Source organism: Sphingopyxis sp. 550B, from assembly GCF_057401805.1.
In genome coordinates this window covers 1938314-1954350 of sequence record NZ_CM171610.1, presented here as the reverse complement: position 1 = coordinate 1954350, position 16037 = coordinate 1938314, and the positions used below count along the sequence as shown (strand labels likewise).

General features: G+C 67.7%; 12 protein-coding genes. 9 read left to right on the top strand and 3 right to left on the bottom strand.

Features of this window, described 5'->3' with window-relative positions:
* Window positions 1-166 precede the first annotated feature (166 nt).
* From AC2S9W_RS09065 to AC2S9W_RS09035, 7 genes are all read left to right on the top strand, one after another.
* Window positions 167-1105, top strand: coding sequence for a complex I NDUFA9 subunit family protein (locus tag AC2S9W_RS09065; protein ID WP_076077685.1), 939 nt, complete (start codon window positions 167-169; stop codon window positions 1103-1105).
* Window positions 1106-1336: 231 nt separating this feature from the next.
* On the top strand, window positions 1337-2137 hold the full coding sequence (locus AC2S9W_RS09060) for an undecaprenyl-diphosphate phosphatase (RefSeq protein ID WP_076074665.1): 801 nt from the start codon (window positions 1337-1339) through the stop codon (window positions 2135-2137).
* A 159-nt stretch (window positions 2138-2296) separates the two neighbouring features.
* Window positions 2297-3739: an NAD(P)-dependent oxidoreductase gene (locus tag AC2S9W_RS09055; protein WP_067105878.1), complete on the top strand. Its 1443-nt coding sequence runs from the start codon at window positions 2297-2299 to the stop codon at window positions 3737-3739.
* Window positions 3740-3755: 16 nt separating this feature from the next.
* The gene (locus tag AC2S9W_RS09050; RefSeq protein ID WP_067105876.1) at window positions 3756-4877 is read left to right on the top strand and encodes a DUF2059 domain-containing protein; all 1122 of its coding nucleotides are present in this window, start codon (window positions 3756-3758) and stop codon (window positions 4875-4877) included.
* A gap of 14 nt (window positions 4878-4891) precedes the next feature.
* Window positions 4892-9418: a glutamate synthase large subunit gene (gene gltB / locus AC2S9W_RS09045; protein WP_067105874.1), complete on the top strand. Its 4527-nt coding sequence runs from the start codon at window positions 4892-4894 to the stop codon at window positions 9416-9418.
* A gap of 96 nt (window positions 9419-9514) precedes the next feature.
* Window positions 9515-9952, top strand: a complete 438-nt coding sequence (locus tag AC2S9W_RS09040) for a hypothetical protein (RefSeq protein WP_067105934.1) — start codon at window positions 9515-9517, stop codon at window positions 9950-9952.
* Between the two features lie 44 nt (window positions 9953-9996).
* Window positions 9997-10668, top strand: coding sequence for a glutathione S-transferase family protein (locus AC2S9W_RS09035; RefSeq protein ID WP_067105932.1), 672 nt, complete (start codon window positions 9997-9999; stop codon window positions 10666-10668).
* 28 nt (window positions 10669-10696) lie between these two features.
* On the opposite strand, the gene ubiG is transcribed toward AC2S9W_RS09035, so the two are convergent.
* Window positions 10697-11422, bottom strand: coding sequence for a bifunctional 2-polyprenyl-6-hydroxyphenol methylase/3-demethylubiquinol 3-O-methyltransferase UbiG (gene ubiG / locus AC2S9W_RS09030; RefSeq protein WP_104959462.1), 726 nt, complete (start codon window positions 11420-11422; stop codon window positions 10697-10699).
* 222 nt (window positions 11423-11644) lie between these two features.
* Between ubiG and AC2S9W_RS09025 the strand changes: the two genes are divergently transcribed.
* Both AC2S9W_RS09025 and AC2S9W_RS09020 read left to right on the top strand, forming a co-directional pair.
* Window positions 11645-12892 (top strand): aspartate kinase, encoded by a 1248-nt coding sequence (locus tag AC2S9W_RS09025; RefSeq protein ID WP_104959461.1) that lies wholly within the window; start codon window positions 11645-11647, stop codon window positions 12890-12892.
* 131 nt (window positions 12893-13023) lie between these two features.
* Window positions 13024-13179: a hypothetical protein gene (locus AC2S9W_RS09020; protein WP_199775064.1), complete on the top strand. Its 156-nt coding sequence runs from the start codon at window positions 13024-13026 to the stop codon at window positions 13177-13179.
* A 58-nt stretch (window positions 13180-13237) separates the two neighbouring features.
* On the opposite strand, the gene AC2S9W_RS09015 is transcribed toward AC2S9W_RS09020, so the two are convergent.
* Together AC2S9W_RS09015 and AC2S9W_RS09010 are read right to left on the bottom strand one after the other, a co-directional pair.
* Window positions 13238-15724 carry a TonB-dependent receptor gene (locus AC2S9W_RS09015; RefSeq protein WP_076074650.1) on the bottom strand — a complete coding sequence of 829 codons (2487 nt, stop codon included), beginning with the start codon at window positions 15722-15724 and terminating at the stop codon, window positions 13238-13240.
* Between the two features lie 88 nt (window positions 15725-15812).
* A complete protein-coding gene (locus AC2S9W_RS09010; protein ID WP_082796943.1) occupies window positions 15813-15983 on the bottom strand; it encodes a YezD family protein in 171 nt (56 codons plus the stop codon).
* Between the last annotated feature and the right edge of the window lie 54 nt (window positions 15984-16037).

The following is a 16037-nucleotide window of genomic DNA, read 5'->3' as shown; positions in this document are numbered from 1 at the left end:
CTGGCGCTTGTCAACCGCGCTGCACGGGCGCGGCGCGATTATTTTGCCGAAGCGCGGATTTGCGTCGCCGCCCGCGACACATGCCCTTGCCCCCGCGGGCGCTTCGCGGCATGGGAGCGCGAGCGGCGCCGCGGCGCCGGTGGAGAATCGGATACAGGGCGACGCGATGCGCAACCTCGACGGACAATTGATCACGGTGCTGGGCGGCGGCGGGTTCGTCGGCCGCTATGTCGTGCAACGCCTGCTGACGCTGGGCGCGCGGGTGCGCGTCGCGCAGCGCGACCCGCGCGCGGCGGTGTTCCTGAAGCCGCTCGGCGGCCTGGGCCAGACGCAGTTCGTCGCCGCCGACGTGCGCGATGCGGCGAGCGTCGCGCGCGCGGTCCAGGGCAGCGACGCCGTCGTCAACCTCGCCGGCAGCTTCGACGCGATGCACGCGGTGCAGGCGGAGGGCGCCGGCCATGCCGCCGCCGCCGCGAAAGCCGCCGGCGCGCGCGCCTTCGCCCATGTCTCGGCGATCGGCGCCGATCGCGACAGCGCCTCGGCCTATGGCCGCAGCAAGGGCGACGGCGAGGCCGCGGTCCGCGCCGCCTTCCCCGAGGCGACGATCCTGCGCCCGTCGATCGTCTTCGGGCGCGAGGACCGGTTCATCAACCGTTTCGCGGCGCTGATGCGCATGACGCCGGTCGTCCCGGTGATCGCGCCGGCAACGAAGCTCCAGCCCGTCTATGTCGGCGATGTCGCCGATGCGGTGGTCGCGGCGCTCGCCGCGCCGGCCGCTGGCGACCTGTTCGAACTGGGCGGGCCGCAGGTGTTGACGATGGCCGCGCTGCAGCAGTGGATCGCCGCCGCGACCGGACGAAAGCGGCTGTTCGTCGAGATGCCCGACGCCGTCGCAGCGGCGCTCGCCGCCGGGCTGGGCTGGCTGCCCGGCGCGCCGATCACCCGCGATCAGTGGCGGATGCTGCAGGTCGACAATGTCGTCGCCCCCGGCGCCGCCGGGCTCGCGCAGCTCGGCATCACGCCGACGTCGCTCGCCGCGGTCGCCGAAGGCTGGCTCGTCCAGTATCGCCGCCACGGCCGCTTTGCCGGGGCCGCGGCGCGTTAACCGCCCGCTCCGGCGCGCCCGGCCGCGCGCTTTTCAAATAGCGGCTGGAAAAATCCGCACGCGCTGCGTAGGTCCGTCAGGGAAAGGGGCGTCCGGCACCGAGCCGGCCGCCCCTTCGCCTATTCGTCTTCGCTTCGCAGGATCGTTCATGCCCCCAGCCGATTTGCCGTTCGCTCCCCCTCCCCCCTCGCTTGCCCCTCCCCCTGGGCACGCGCCGGCGGGAGAGCGTCGATGAGCCTGTGGCTGACCGCGATCATCCTCGGCATCGTCGAGGGGCTGACCGAATTCCTGCCCGTCTCCTCGACCGGCCACCTGATCCTCGCGACCGAGCTGCTCGGCTATGACGCGGCGCGCTGGGCGGTGTTCAACATCGCGATCCAGCCGGGCGCGATCCTCGCGATCGTCGTCCTCTACCGGCGGTTGTTCCGCGAGATGATCGTCGGCTTCTTCCGGCGCGACCCGGTGGCGATCGCCTTCGTGCGCAACCTGCTGCTCGCCTTCCTGCCCGCGGTCGTCCTGGGGCTCGCGTTCGGCGACTATATCGAGGCGCTGCTCGAAAACGCCGTCGTCGTCGCCTGGGCGCTGGTGATCGGCGGGTTCGCCATCCTGCTCGTCGAGCGGTTCGCGAAACCCGTCGACAGCGGCGGGGTCGCGGCGCTGACGACGCGCCAGTCGATCATCGTCGGCCTTGTCCAGTGCATCGCGATGATCCCGGGGGTCAGCCGCTCGGGCGCGACGATCATGGGCGCGATGGCGCTCGGCATCGACCGCAAGACCGCCGCCGAGTTCAGCTTCTTTCTCGCCCTGCCGACGCTGACCGGCGCGACGGTGCTGCAGCTTGCCAAGCATCACGAATCGATCACCCGGAACGACCTGGGCCTGATCGCGCTCGGCGCGTTCGTGTCCTTCATCGTCGCCTGGGCGGTGATCAAGGCCTTCCTCGCCGTCGTGACGCGATACGGATTCGGCCCCTTCGCTTGGTATCGAATCATCGTCGGCGCCGCAGCGCTGGCCTGGCTGGCCCTAAGATAGGTCCGACATTTTACTAATTTTGAAAGATGATTGCGTGAGATAAGCGACTTTCCAGAATTGAGCGGATTTAAGGTCAGTATTACTGCCTTAAATCCGCTTTTCCTGATGACAGCCTTTCGGCGCTCCTGCATCCGCCCTCGCAGCGAAGGGAAAAAATGCATGGCTGCCGATCGCATGCTCCAGTTCGTGGGGCACGACCAATCCTATCCCGACAAGCGCTCGCCGGAGGAGCGCGCGCGCGATTTCCGCGAGATCGCCGAGCGCTACGCCGCGCCCGATGCGCGCGATCAGTCGGCGCGCTGTTCGCAGTGCGGCGTGCCCTATTGCTCGGTGCATTGTCCGCTGCACAACCACATCCCCGAATGGCTGCGCCTGACCGCGGAGGGGCGGCTGCGCGAGGCGTACGAGCTGTCGAACGCGACCTCGACGATGCCCGAGATCTGCGGCCGCATCTGCCCGCAGGACCGGTTGTGCGAAGGCAATTGCGTGATCGAGAGCGCGGGTCACGGCGCTGTGACCATCGGCAGCGTCGAGAAATACATCACCGACACCGCCTGGGCCGAGGGCTGGGTCGAGCCGGTCCGCGCGGGCCCGGCGACGGGCCAGTCGGTGGGCATCGTCGGCGCCGGCCCGGCCGGGCTGACCGCCGCCGAATATCTGCGCGTCGCGGGGCACGAGGTGCATGTCTATGACCGCCACGACCGCGCCGGCGGCCTGCTCACCTACGGCATTCCCGGCTTCAAGCTGGAGAAGGAGGTGGTGATGCGCCGCATCGAGCGGCTCGCCGAAAGCGGCATCCACTTCCACGCCGGGTTCGAGGTGGGCCGGGACGCGACGCTCGACGCGCTGCGCCAGCGGCACGACGCGGTGCTGATCGCGACCGGCGTCTACAAGGCGCGCGAGATCGCCGTCCCCGGCAAGGATGCCGAGGGCGTGGTCGCCGCGCTCGACTATCTGATCGCCTCGAACCGCAAGGGGTTCGGCGATGCGGTCCCCGCGTTCGACGACGGGCGGCTGAATGCCGAGGGCAAGCATGTCGTCGTCATCGGCGGCGGCGACACCGCGATGGACTGCGTTCGCACCGCGATCCGCCAGGGCGCGAAGTCGGTCAAATGCCTCTATCGCCGCGACCGGGAGAATATGCCGGGCTCGCAGCGCGAAGTCGCCAATGCCGAGGAGGAAGGCGTCGAGTTCGTGTGGCTGGCGGCGCCCGAGCGCTTCACCGCCGACAAGGCGGTCCGGCAGGTCGCGGCGCAGGGCATGCGCCTCGGCGCGCCCGACGCGAGCGGCCGCCGCAACCCCGAGCCCGATCCGGGCCGCAGCTTCGACCTACCCGCCGACATGGTGATCAAGGCGCTCGGTTTCGACCCGGAGGAACTGCCGCACCTGTTCGGCGCCCCCGACCTCAGCGTCACGCGCTGGGGCACGCTGCGCGTCGATCACCAGACGATGATGACCAGCCTGCCCGGCGTGTTCGCCGCGGGCGACATCGTGCGCGGCGCCAGCCTGGTCGTCTGGGGCATCCGCGACGGCCGCGACGTCAGCGAACAGATGGCAAAGTGGTTGAAGGTCAAGGCAAAAACCGAAAAGAAGGCGGCATGATCAACAGGAAGGAATCATGACCATGTCGAGCTGGAAATCGCTGGCGCTCGCCGGCACCGTCGCGCTGCTGTCCCCCGCCGCGCCCGCCTGGGCCGAACCCGAGGAAGCGCCGGCGGCAGAGGTCGTCGCCGACGATTCGATGCTGAGCGAAAGCAGCCTTGCCGATGCCAAGGCGCGGATGCGCAAGGAAATGGACGAAGCCATCGCGCTCGTCGAAAGGATATTCGCAACCGACACGCTGCCGCCGATCGACCCCGCGCAGCTCGCGCTCGCGCAGCAGACGACGGCCGCGCTGATTCCCGCGGGCAGCCTCGAGCGGATGCTCGACAATCTCTACGGCAAGGTCTTCAAGTCGATCATGGCGCAGGTCGACGGCGCGTCGGACCTGATGATCGGCATCAAGACCGGCGTCGACAGCGACACGATCGCCGCGCTCGACGCGCCGAGCAAGCAGGCGATCGCCGACCTGTTCGACCCCCATCGCAAGCAGCGCGAAGAGCAGGTGACCGCCGTCATCAAGCCGGTGATCAGCGAGGTGCTCGCCGACCTCGAACCGCCGATGCGCGCGGGGCTTGCGCGCGCCTATGCCCGCACCTTCGCCGCCGACCAGCTCGGCCAGTTCAACGCCTTCTTCGCCACCCCCGCCGGCCAGGCCTATGCCCGCGAATGGATGGCACTGCAGGCCGATCCGGAGGTGATGCTGGCGATGATCAAGGCCGTTCCGCCGCTGGCGGACAAGGTCATCGACCGCGCGCCGCAGGTCGAGGGTCAGCTCAAGGAGCTGCCGAAGGAACGCGCGCTGGCCGACCTGAGCGACGCCGAACTGCGCAAGCTCGCCAAACTGCTCAAGGTCGACGTCAAGACGCTCAAGGAAACGCGCGATTCGTGGAATGCGCCGGTCGAGACCACCGAAGCCGCGGCCAGCGACGAATGGAGCTATACCGACGATGCCGTCGACGCGGCCGCCGATGCGGCGGCCGCAGCCGCGGACGATTACGACGCGGGCCACGACCGCTCCAACTGGTCCGAGGCCGACCGCAAGGCGGTCGAGGAACTGGAAGCGGCAACCTACGAAGCCGAACAGAGTGCCGCCGCCAACGCGCGCAAGCGGCTCGGCATGACCGATCCGACCTCATAGTCAGGAACGAAGACATGACCCATTACCCCACCCCCGACCATGCGCGGCTCGCCGAAACCGGCATGTATCGCCCCGACCTCGAATCCGATGCCTGCGGCGTCGGGCTGGTCGCCGCGACCGACGGCAAGCCGTCGCGCCGCGTCGTCGATGCGGCGATCGAGGCGCTGCGCGCGGTGTGGCACCGCGGCGCGGTCGATGCCGACGGCAAGACGGGGGACGGGGCGGGCATCCATGTCGACCTGCCCGAACGCTTCTTCGACGATGCGATCGCGGCGTCGGGGCACAAGGTGCGCCCGAACCGCCTCGCCGTCGGCATGGTCTTCCTGCCGCGCACCGACCTGGGCGCGCAGGAAGCGTGCCGGACGATCGTCGAGGCGGAGATCATCGATGCGGGCTACACCATCTACGGCTGGCGGCAGGTGCCCGTCGACGTGTCGGTGATCGGCGACAAGGCGCAGCGCACGCGCCCGGAGATCGAGCAGATCATGATCGCCGGTCCGCTGCCCGAGGAACAGTCGCTCGCCGAATTCGAAAAGCAGCTCTATCTCGTCCGCCGCCGGATCGAGAAGAAGGTGATCGCGGCGCAGATCCACGATTTCTATATCTGCTCCCTGTCGGGTCGCTCGATCATCTACAAGGGGCTGTTCCTGGCCGAGAGCCTGGCCGATTTCTATCCCGACCTGACCAACCGCCTGTTCGAAAGCCGGGTCGCGATCTTCCACCAGCGCTATTCGACCAACACCTTCCCGCAATGGTGGCTGGCCCAGCCCTTCCGCTGCCTCGCCCATAACGGCGAGATCAACACGATCCGCGGCAACCGCAACTGGATGAAGAGCCACGAGATCAAGATGGCGAGCCTCGCCTTCGGCGAGCATTCGGAGGACATCAAGCCGGTGATCCCCGCGGGCGCCAGCGACACCGCGGCGCTCGACGCGGTGTTCGAGACGCTGTGCCGCGCCGGCCGCGACGCGCCGACCGCGAAGCTGATCCTCGTTCCCGAGGCATGGGGGCACGACGACGATATCCCCGACGCGCACAAGGCGATGTACGCCTATCTCGCCAGCGTCACCGAGCCGTGGGACGGCCCCGCCGCGCTGGCGATGACCGACGGCCGCTGGGCGGTGGCGGGGATGGACCGCAACGCGCTGCGCCCGCTGCGCTACACGCTGACCGCCGACAATCTGCTCGTCGTCGGATCGGAAAGCGGCATGGTGCTGCTGCCGGAGGCGAGCATCCGCAAGAAGGGCCGCCTCGGCCCCGGCCAGATGATCGCGGTCGACCTCGACGAAGGAACGCTTTACGAGGATCGCGCGATCAAGGACCGCATCGCCGGCGCGCAGGACTATGCCTCGCGCGTCAAGGGCTTCCGTACCATGGCCGACCTGCCGAAGGGCGGCAAGGCCAGCCTTCCCGCGTGGGACCGCGCCGAACTGCTGCGCCGCCAGGTCGCGGCGGGCCTGACGATGGAGGACATGGAACTGATCCTGTCGCCGATGGTCGAGGATGCCAAGGAAGCGATCGGATCGATGGGCGACGACACGCCGCTCGCGGTCATCTCGGACAAGCCGCGCCACGTCGCGCAATTCTTTCGCCAGAATTTCAGCCAGGTCACCAACCCGCCGATCGACTCCCTGCGCGAACGGCATGTGATGAGCCTCAACACCCGCTTCTCCAACCTCGGCAACATCCTCGACGAAAAGGGGCAGAGCGCGCACGTCCTCGTCATCGATTCACCGGTGCTCGTCGGCGACGACTGGGATCGGCTGCGCGCCTATTTCGGCGACGCGGTCGCCGACATCGACTGCACCTTCGCCGCCGGCGACGACGCCTCGGCGCTGCGCGACGCGATCGCGCGCATCCGCCGCGAGGCGGAGGACGCGGTGCGCGCCGGGCGCAGCGAGCTGTTCCTGACCGACCAGGCCATCGGCCCCGACCGCGTCGGCGTCGCGATGGTGCTCGCCGCCGCCGCGGTCCACACTCACCTGGTCCGCAAGGGGCTGCGCAGCTATGCCTCGATCAACATCCGCTCGGCCGAGGTGCTCGACACCCACGCCTTCGCGGTGCTGGTCGGCGTCGGCGCAACCACCGTCCACGCCTATCTGGCCGAGGCGAGCATCGCCGACCGCCACGCGCGCGGCCTGTTCGGCGACCTGTCGCTCGACGACTGCCGCGCCCGCTTCCGCAAGGCGATCAACGACGGGCTGCTCAAGATCATGGCGAAGATGGGGATCGCGGTGATCTCCAGCTATCGCGGCGGCTATAATTTCGAGGCGGTCGGCCTGTCGCGCGCGCTCGTCAACGATCTCTTCCCCGGCATGCCGGCAAAGATTTCGGGCGAAGGCTATCAGTCGCTGTTCATCAACGCGACCGACAAGCACGAGGCGGCGTTCGACAATCGTGTCATCGCGCTGCCCGTCGGCGGTTTCTACCGCCAGCGCGCGGGGGGCGAGGCGCACGCCTATTCGGCGCAGCTCATGCACCTGCTCCAGACCGCGGTCGCGACCGACAGCTATTCGACCTATCTGCAATTCTCGCGCGGGGTCGACGATCTGCCGCCCGTCTATCTGCGCGACCTGCTCGAATTCAACTTTCCGCAGCAGGGCGTCCCGCTCGACAGCGTCGAGGCGATCACCGAGATTCGCAAGCGCTTCGTCACCCCCGGCATGTCGCTCGGCGCGCTGTCGCCGGAGGCGCACGAGACGCTGGCGATCGCGATGAACCGCATCGGCGCGAAGGCGGTGTCGGGCGAAGGCGGCGAGGACAGCGCGCGCTATCATCCCTATCCGAACGGCGACAATGCCAACAGCAACATCAAGCAGATCGCCAGCGGCCGTTTCGGCGTCACCGCCGAATATCTGGGCGCCTGCGACGAGATAGAGATCAAGGTCGCGCAGGGCGCCAAGCCCGGCGAGGGCGGACAGCTTCCGGGCTTCAAGGTCACCGAGTTCATCGCGCGGCTGCGCCATTCGACACCGGGCGTGATGCTCATATCCCCGCCGCCGCACCACGACATCTATTCGATCGAGGACCTCGCGCAGCTCATCTACGACCTCAAGCAGATCAACCCGCGCGCGCGCGTCTGCGTGAAGCTCGTCAGCTCCGCGGGCATCGGCACCGTCGCGGCGGGCGTCGCCAAGGCGCACGCCGACGTCATTCTCGTCTCGGGCAACACCGGCGGTACCGGCGCCAGTCCGCAGACCAGCATCAAATATGCCGGCACCCCGTGGGAAATGGGGCTGTCGGAGGTCAATCAGGTGCTGACCCTCAACGGGCTGCGCCATCGTATCCGCCTGCGCACCGACGGCGGGCTCAAGACCGGCCGCGACATCGTGATCGCGGCGATCCTCGGCGCCGAGGAGTTCGGCATCGGGACGCTCAGCCTCGTCGCGATGGGCTGCATCATGGTGCGCCAGTGCCATTCGAACACCTGCCCGGTCGGCATCTGCACCCAGGACGAAAAGCTGCGCGCCAAATTCGGCGGCAGCCCCGAAAAGGTCATCAATCTGATGACCTTCATCGCCGAGGAGGTGCGCGAGATCCTCGCCAGACTCGGCTGCCGCAGCCTCGACGAGGTGATCGGGCGCACCGAACTGCTGCGTCAGGTCAGCCGCGGCGCCGAGCATCTCGACGATCTCGACCTCAACCCGCTGCTGGCCAAGGTCGACGCGCCCGACGAGGAACGCCGGTCGCAGGGTCCGAACTTCCGCAACCCGGTGCCCGACAGCCTCGACGCGCAGATACTGAGCGACGCGAAGCCGCTGTTCGAGCGCGGCGAGCGGATGCAGCTCACCTACAATGTCCGCAACACGCACCGCGCCGTCGGCACCCGGCTGTCGGCGGAGATCACCGCGCGGTTCGGGATGAACGGGCTGGCCGACGACCATGTCCAGGTGCGTCTGCGCGGCACCGCGGGCCAGTCGCTCGGCGCCTTTCTGTGCAGCGGCATCACGCTCGAGGTGTTCGGCGACGCCAACGACTATGTCGGCAAGGGCTTGTCGGGCGGCCGCATCGTCGTGCGCCCGACCGTGTCGAGCCCGCTGGTCAGCCAGCACAACAGCATCGTCGGCAACACCGTCCTCTATGGCGCGACCGCGGGCACGCTGCTCGCCGCGGGGCAGGCGGGCGAGCGCTTCGCGGTGCGCAACTCGGGCGCGCGCGTCGTGATCGAGGGCTGCGGCGCGAACGGCTGCGAATATATGACCGGCGGCACCGCGGTGATCCTCGGCCCCGTCGGCTCGAACTTCGGCGCCGGCATGACCGGCGGCATGGCTTTCGTCCTCGACGAGGACGGCAGCTTCGAACGCCATGCGAACGGCGAATCGATCCAGTGGCAGCGGCTCGACAGCGCGCATTGGGAAGGCGTGCTGAAGACGCTGATCGCCGAGCATGCCGCGGCGACGGGCAGCCGCTGGTCGGCCGAAATCCTGTCCGACTGGGACCGCCGCCGCGCGCAGTTCTGGCAGGTCTGTCCGAAGGAGATGGTCGCCCGCCTCGCCCACCCGCTGAGCGACTCCGATATCGCGGTCGAAGCGGCGGAATGACGCGGACGCGGCATGGACGGCATGCCGCGTTCAGCGCAGCGAAAGCGACTCGCGCCTATGATCCGCGCTTCGATTTCCGGTCGAAAGGACGACGCCATGCGCTGGACCATCGCTGCCCTCCCCCTGCTCGCGCTCGCGCTCGCGGCGCCGCTGCCTGCGGCGGCGGGCGAACATGATACGCGCGGCGCCGTCGCGGCGCTGAACGACCCCCTGCTCCAGGATCGCATGGCCGACACGGTGACGGCGCTGATCGGGGCGCTGATGCAGCTCAACGTCGGCCCGCTCGCGCAGGCCGTGGCGCAGATCGACCCCGAATCCGACGCCGCCTACATCCCGCCCGACGCGACGCTGGGCGAGGTCGCGGGCAAGGACGATCCCTATTATGCCGAGCGGATGGGCGACGACGTTCGCGCCGGCGCGCGCATGGCCGGCCACGCGGCCTCGGCGCTGGCGGCCTATGCCCCGGTCCTCAAGGACATGGCGCGCGACCTTGCCGCCCAATGGGAACGCGAACGCGACGCCGCGCGACGCTGAAAACCGCCATAGCCGTTGCGCCCCGCAGCCGCTATGTCGAAGCCATGTGGCAGCTCTATCAATTCCCGCTTTGTCCCTTCTCCCGCAAGATCAGGCTTTTGCTGGGCGAAAAAGGGGTCGGCTATGAATTGCTGCGCGAGTCGCCGTGGGAGCGGCGCGACGAGTTCATCGACCTCAATCCCGCCGGCCGCACCCCGGTGATGGTCGACGAGGGTCGCGGGCAGGTGCTGATCGACAGCAACGCGATCGCCGAATATTTCGAGGAGACGGTCGAGGGCAAGGCGATGATCAACGGCACCGCCGCGCAGCGTGCCGAGATCCGCCGCCTGGTCGCGTGGTTCGACCAGGATTTCTTCTACGAGGTGACGGGCCCGCTACTGTTCGAGCGGATGCAGAAGCGCATCGTCCACCGCCAGCCCCCCGACGGCGGCGCGCTGCGCGAGGCGATGAAGGCGGCGAACAACCACCTCGACTATGTCGATTATCTGATCGACCACCGCACCTGGCTCGCCGGCGCGACGATGAGCCTCGCCGACCTCGCCGCCGCCGCGCACATCTCGGTCGCCGACTATCTGGGCGGTATCGATTGGACCGGGCACGAGCAGACCAAGGGCTGGTATTCGGGGCTCAAGTCGCGCCCCAGCTTCCGCCCGCTGCTCGCCGAGCGGATGGAGATCGTTACCCCGCCGAAATACTACGAAGACGTGGACTTTTGACGCGCCACGGAATGCGGGCCCGTCCCATCTACCCCCGGCGCCGCGCCGTCAGCAGATAGTTGAGCGCCTCGCTGCCGCCGAGCTTGAACCCCCGCGCCGGCGACGGCGACAGGCCAGTGCGGTCGACCACCTCCAGCCCCGCCCCCTCGATCAGGCCGGTCAGCTCGTCGGGCCGCAGGAAGCGATCCCAGTCGTGGGTGCCGCGCGGCACCGCGCCGACCCGCTCGGCCGCCTCGACGAGCAGCAGCTTCGACAGCGTCGTGCGGTTCGGCGTCGACAGGATCATCAGCCCGCCCGGCGCGAGCCGCGCCGCCAGTTCGGCGACGAAGGCGGCCGGGTCGGCGACATGCTCGACCACCTCCATCGAGGTGACGAGGTCGAAGGTCGCGGGCGGCAGCGCGGCCAGTTCGCCCGCGTGATAGGCGATCGCCAGCCCCTGCCCCGCCGCATGCGCGCGCGCCGCGCCGATATTCTCGGGCGCCGCGTCGACGCCCGTCACCGCCGCGCCCATGCGCGCCAGCGGCTCGGCGAGTAGCCCGGCGCCGCAGCCGACGTCGAGCGCGGACCTGCCGGCAAGCGGACGGCGCTCGCGGCTGTCGGCGTGCCAGTGCGCGTCGATCTGCTCCCGGATATAGGCGAGGCGTACCGGGTTCAGGCGATGGAGCATCGCCGAGGACCCGCGCGGGTCCCACCAGTCGGCGGCGAGCGCCCCGAAATGGGCGGCTTCCTGCGGATCGATCGTCGCGGCGTTCATGCCCAGCGATGTGGCACTCCTGCCCCGGCGACGCAAGAAAATTGCCGTCCGGCCACGGTCGACGCGGCATCGGAACGCCTGCGATTGCCCGCGGCCAAGAAAATATATCCCCGCCGCCCGCTCGCCGCCTTGCCATAGCCCCTCCCCTTGCCTAACAGCGGCGCGCCCGCAGGATTCCACGGAAAAGTTGCAGGCGATACCAGTTGCGGAAGGCAGGACGAGATGGCGCGGATCGTGATGAAATTCGGAGGCACGTCGATGGCGGGCACCGAGCGGATTCGCACCGTCGCGAAACTCGTCGCGCGCGAAGTGGCCCAGGGCAACGAGGTCGCCGTGGTCGTCTCCGCGATGGCGGGCGAGACCGATCGGCTCGTCAATTTCTGCCGCGAGGCGAACCCGCGCTACGACCCCGCCGAATATGACGTCGTCGTCGCATCGGGCGAACAGGTGACGTCGGGCCTGCTCGCGCTGACCCTGCAGGCGATGGGCACGCCGGCGCGAAGCTGGCTCGGCTGGCAATTGCCGATCCGCACCGAAGAGGTCCACGCCCGCGCCCGCATCCACGAGATCGAGACCGGCGCGCTGTCTGCGGCGATGGCGCGCGGCGAAGTGGCGGTGATCCCGGGCTTTCAGGGCCTGATGGAGGACGGCCGCATCGCGACGCTCGGCCGCGGCGGGTCGGACACCAGCGCGGTCGCGGTCGCGGCGGCAGTAAAGGCGGACCGCTGCGACATCTATACCGACGTCGACGGCGTCTACACCACCGATCCGCGCATCGTCGCGCGCGCCCGCAAGCTCGATTATGTGACCTATGAGGAAATGCTCGAACTGGCGAGCGTCGGCGCCAAGGTGCTCCAGACCCGCTCGGTCGGGCTCGCGATGAAGGAAGGCGTGCGCGTGCAGGTGCTCTCCAGCTTCGTCGAGGGCGACGAGGCGCCGAAGCGGGGCACGATGATCGTCAGCGATCAGGAAATAGAGGAACTCCACATGGAACGGCAGCTCATCACCGGCATCGCTCTGGCCAAGAATGAGGCGAAGATCATCGTCACCCGCGTGCCCGACCGCCCGGGCGCGGTCGCCAGCATCTTCGGCCCGCTGGCCGCGGCGGGGATCAACGTCGACATGATCATCCAGAATGTCGGCCGCGACAAGGGCGAGACCGACGTGACCTTCACCGTGCCCGAAACCGACCTCATCCGCTCGATCGACCTGCTGGAGGCCGCGAAGGACAAGATCGGCTTCAATCGTATCCTGTCGGACGACAAGGTCGCGAAGATCAGCGTCGTTGGCGTCGGGATGAAGAGCCATGCCGGCGTCGCGAGCACGATGTTCCGCGCGCTCGCGGACCGTGGCATCAACATCCAGGCCATCTCGACCAGCGAGATCAAGGTCAGCGTGCTGATCGACGAGGACGAGACCGAACTCGCGGTACGCGTGCTGCACACCGCCTACGGGCTCGATGCCGAATAACAGTCTCTCCCGCGACCTGTCGACGCATCCCCATCGGTCCGTCGCAGACGGGGAACATTGGACCGGTCCCGCGAGTTTCCTGTTCGCCGCAGCATGACGGTATGCCTGCGGCATTTTGCAGGAGACTGAAAATGGCCAACCCGAACCAGCAGGGTCAGAACCCCCAGAAGGGAGGCCGCGATCAGGGTCGCGAGCAGCAACAGCAGCAGCAGCAGGGCGGTCAGAACCGCCAGCAGGGCGAACAGCCGCGCCGCGATCAGCAGAATCGCGAACCGCAGCAGCGCTGACAAGACTGCATGAAAAAGGGGCCGCCCCAGCCGGGACGGCCCCTTTTTGCTGCGCCGGTCAGAAACGCGCCTTGATCGTTCCGCCCCATGTGCGCGGGTCGCCGGGCAGGCCGGTAATCAGGCCCGTATTGCCCGGCCCGACGCTGAGCTGGTCGATATAATTCTGATCGAAGGCGTTGCGGACCCAGGCGAAGAGGTCGAAGCCGCTCTCCGTCCGGAACCCGGCGCGGAAGTTCGACAGCGAATAGCCCTTGACCCAGGTATAGGCCGACGGCGTCGGGTTCGACGACCAGTCCGACCGATAGCTGCCGTCATAGCCGAAATAGAACTGCCCATCCTGGTCGACGAGCTTCGACTCCGCATTGACCTCGGCCCCGAAGGAAAAGGCCCATTTCGAAACCCCCGGCAGCCGCTGGCCCGAAACATCGCAGTTCGGCGGACTGGTCGTCCCACCCGACTGTTCAGGCGCGCACGGCGCATCGACGAATTTCACATATTTGGCGTCCGTATAGGCGCCGTTGACATAGGCCCGGAAGCGTTCGCTCGGACGGATCGAGAAATCGCCCTCGACGCCCTGCGTCCGCACCTTCCCCGCATTGGCAAGATAGCCGCGCAGCACGCCGAACTGGCCGTTGTTCACATTGGCCTGAAAATTCTTGATGTCGGTGCGGAAGGCGGTGAGGTTGAAGGTCGCGCGGCGATCCCAGAACTCCGTCTTGATGCCGACCTCATAGTGATTGACCGACTCCGGCTTCACCGTCGCGGCGCCGAGCAGCGGATTGTTGTTCGCATCGTTCGGCACGCCATTCTGGTTGATCCCGCCCGATTTGAACGTCTTGGCATAGGTCGCATAGAAGAGCAGGTCGCGCGTCGCCTTGTATGTCGCGGTCAGGTCATAGCTGAAGTTCCAGTCGCTGAACTCGGGCGCATATTCCTGCGGCGCGAACACGCCGAGCCGCGCGAGCGTGACCGCGTCGGTCGGCCCGAAAACGACCGGCGTCCCGTCGCCCGCGAAGACGCGCCGCTGATAAAAGCCCTCCTTCTTGTCGTAGTTCAGCCGGACGCCGGGCTGGATCGTGAACTGGTCGCTGATCTTCCAGCTCGCCTTCACGAACAGCGCGGCGCTGGTATTTTTCAGGAACTGGGTATTGATCGCGGTCAGCCCGTCGAGCACCGACGGGGTGCAAGCAAGCTGGTTCGACGCACTCGGGCCGCAACCGGTCACCAGCGGATCGAAGAGCGTCGAATCGCTTCCTGGATTGAGCGTCCAGCGGCTCGACGCCGGGCCGTGCTGTTCGGTCCCCTGCGTGTCGATGCGCTGGTAATAGTAGAAGCCGCCGAGCACGAAGTCGAAGCGGTCGCCGGTATAATTATAGCGCAATTCCTGCGTATACTGGTTCTGCTGCGACGGGTTCTGCGACTTGGTGACGATCGGCAGGCCGGTGAAGTCGCGATCGTTCTCGGGCTGCCAATCCCAATAGCGCCACGCGGTGACCGAGGTCAGCGTGCCGGGGCCCACGTCCCATTTGACGCGCAGCGCGACACCGCCGATCTCGTTCCCGGCGTTGAGGCTGGCGTCGAGGTCGGTCAGCCGGTCATAGGGATTGGTGCTCGGCACGGTATAGCCCTGCGCCGCGGCCAGCGCGGCATATTGGCGGTTCAGTGGGCGCTGCGTCGCGCCGGTGCGGACGAATACCGAGGCGCAGCATACCGCATCCTGCTTGCTCCAGTCGCCCGACAGGGTGACGCTGAGATCATCATTCGGCTGCCACAGCAATTGGCCGCGAATGCCGATATTGTCCTGGCTCTGGACCCAGCGGTCGGTGGTGACGTTATAGATGGTACCGCGGCGGCTGGTCGAAGAAAGCGCGATGCGCGCCGCGAGATGGTCGGTGAGCGGGCCCGAGATGGCGGCCTTCGCCTGCTTGAAATTCAGATTGCCGATGCTGATCTCGGCCTTGCCCTCGAAATCGAAGGTCGGCTGGTTGGTCGTGATGTTGATCGCGCCGGCGGTGGTGTTCTTGCCATAGAGCGTGCCTTGCGGCCCGCGCAGCACCTCGATCTGCGCGACGTCGAGGAAGTCGAAGGTCGCGGAAGCGACGCGCGAATAATAGACGTCGTCGACATAGATGCCGACCCCCTGCTCGATCCCGTCGTTGGTCAGGCCGAAAGGCGCGCCGATGCCGCGGATGTTGACCGCGGTATTGCGCGGGTTCGACGAATAGAATTGCAGCGTCGGCGCCAGTTGCTGGAGCCGCCCGACGTTGAAGCTGCCGGTGTTGTCGATCTGGTCGCCGCCGACGACCGAAATGGCGATCGGCACGTCCTGCGCGGTTTCGGCGCGGCGGCGCGCGGTGACGACGATGTCGCCGCCATAGCTGCCGCTGCCTTGGGCATTGGGGGCCGCATCGAGGGCCGCATCGGGCCGGGGCGCATCGCCGGCCTCCTGTGCGGCGGCGGGCTCTGCCGCGAACAGCAGGGCAAGGGCAAGGGTCCAATAGGATGCCGGAAAGGTCCGGCGGACGGAAGAATATCGGGCAGTCATGGCAATTTCCTGTTGCAAGAAAATTGCCACATCCGGTGGTCCGGTCTGCGGCAGTCGTGGGAGAATATCCCCCGGTCGGGAGCTTGGATCAGTTGGGGTAGCGGTGCCGTTCGGTCACATCGACCTGCACCAGCCGCCCTTCGTGGACGGTGAGCTGGATCGCGCCGAAGCGCAGCTTTTCGAGCGCGTCGAGCACCGTCTGGATCGCGCGGGGCACCGGTTCGCGCTGGCCCGGGGCCTTGTCGGATGAAGCAGACATAATTTCCCTTTCCCTGATCTGATTCGAGGCCAAGCATATGCCAACTGTTTTGGT

Bases quoted from the DNA above. Each gene is read 5' to 3' on its own strand.
- AC2S9W_RS09065 (WP_076077685.1), top strand. From the start codon at position 167: ATGCGCAACCTCGACGGACAATTGATCACGGTGCTGGGCGGCGGCGGG.
- AC2S9W_RS09060 (WP_076074665.1), top strand. From the start codon at position 1,337: ATGAGCCTGTGGCTGACCGCGATCATCCTCGGCATCGTCGAGGGGCTG.
- AC2S9W_RS09055 (WP_067105878.1), top strand. From the start codon at position 2,297: ATGGCTGCCGATCGCATGCTCCAGTTCGTGGGGCACGACCAATCCTAT.
- AC2S9W_RS09050 (WP_067105876.1), top strand. From the start codon at position 3,756: ATGACCATGTCGAGCTGGAAATCGCTGGCGCTCGCCGGCACCGTCGCG.
- gltB (WP_067105874.1), top strand. From the start codon at position 4,892: ATGACCCATTACCCCACCCCCGACCATGCGCGGCTCGCCGAAACCGGC.
- AC2S9W_RS09040 (WP_067105934.1), top strand. From the start codon at position 9,515: ATGCGCTGGACCATCGCTGCCCTCCCCCTGCTCGCGCTCGCGCTCGCG.
- AC2S9W_RS09035 (WP_067105932.1), top strand. From the start codon at position 9,997: ATGTGGCAGCTCTATCAATTCCCGCTTTGTCCCTTCTCCCGCAAGATC.
- ubiG (WP_104959462.1), bottom strand. From the start codon at position 11,422: ATGAACGCCGCGACGATCGATCCGCAGGAAGCCGCCCATTTCGGGGCG.
- AC2S9W_RS09025 (WP_104959461.1), top strand. From the start codon at position 11,645: ATGGCGCGGATCGTGATGAAATTCGGAGGCACGTCGATGGCGGGCACC.
- AC2S9W_RS09020 (WP_199775064.1), top strand. From the start codon at position 13,024: ATGGCCAACCCGAACCAGCAGGGTCAGAACCCCCAGAAGGGAGGCCGC.
- AC2S9W_RS09015 (WP_076074650.1), bottom strand. From the start codon at position 15,724: ATGACTGCCCGATATTCTTCCGTCCGCCGGACCTTTCCGGCATCCTAT.
- AC2S9W_RS09010 (WP_082796943.1), bottom strand. From the start codon at position 15,983: ATGTCTGCTTCATCCGACAAGGCCCCGGGCCAGCGCGAACCGGTGCCC.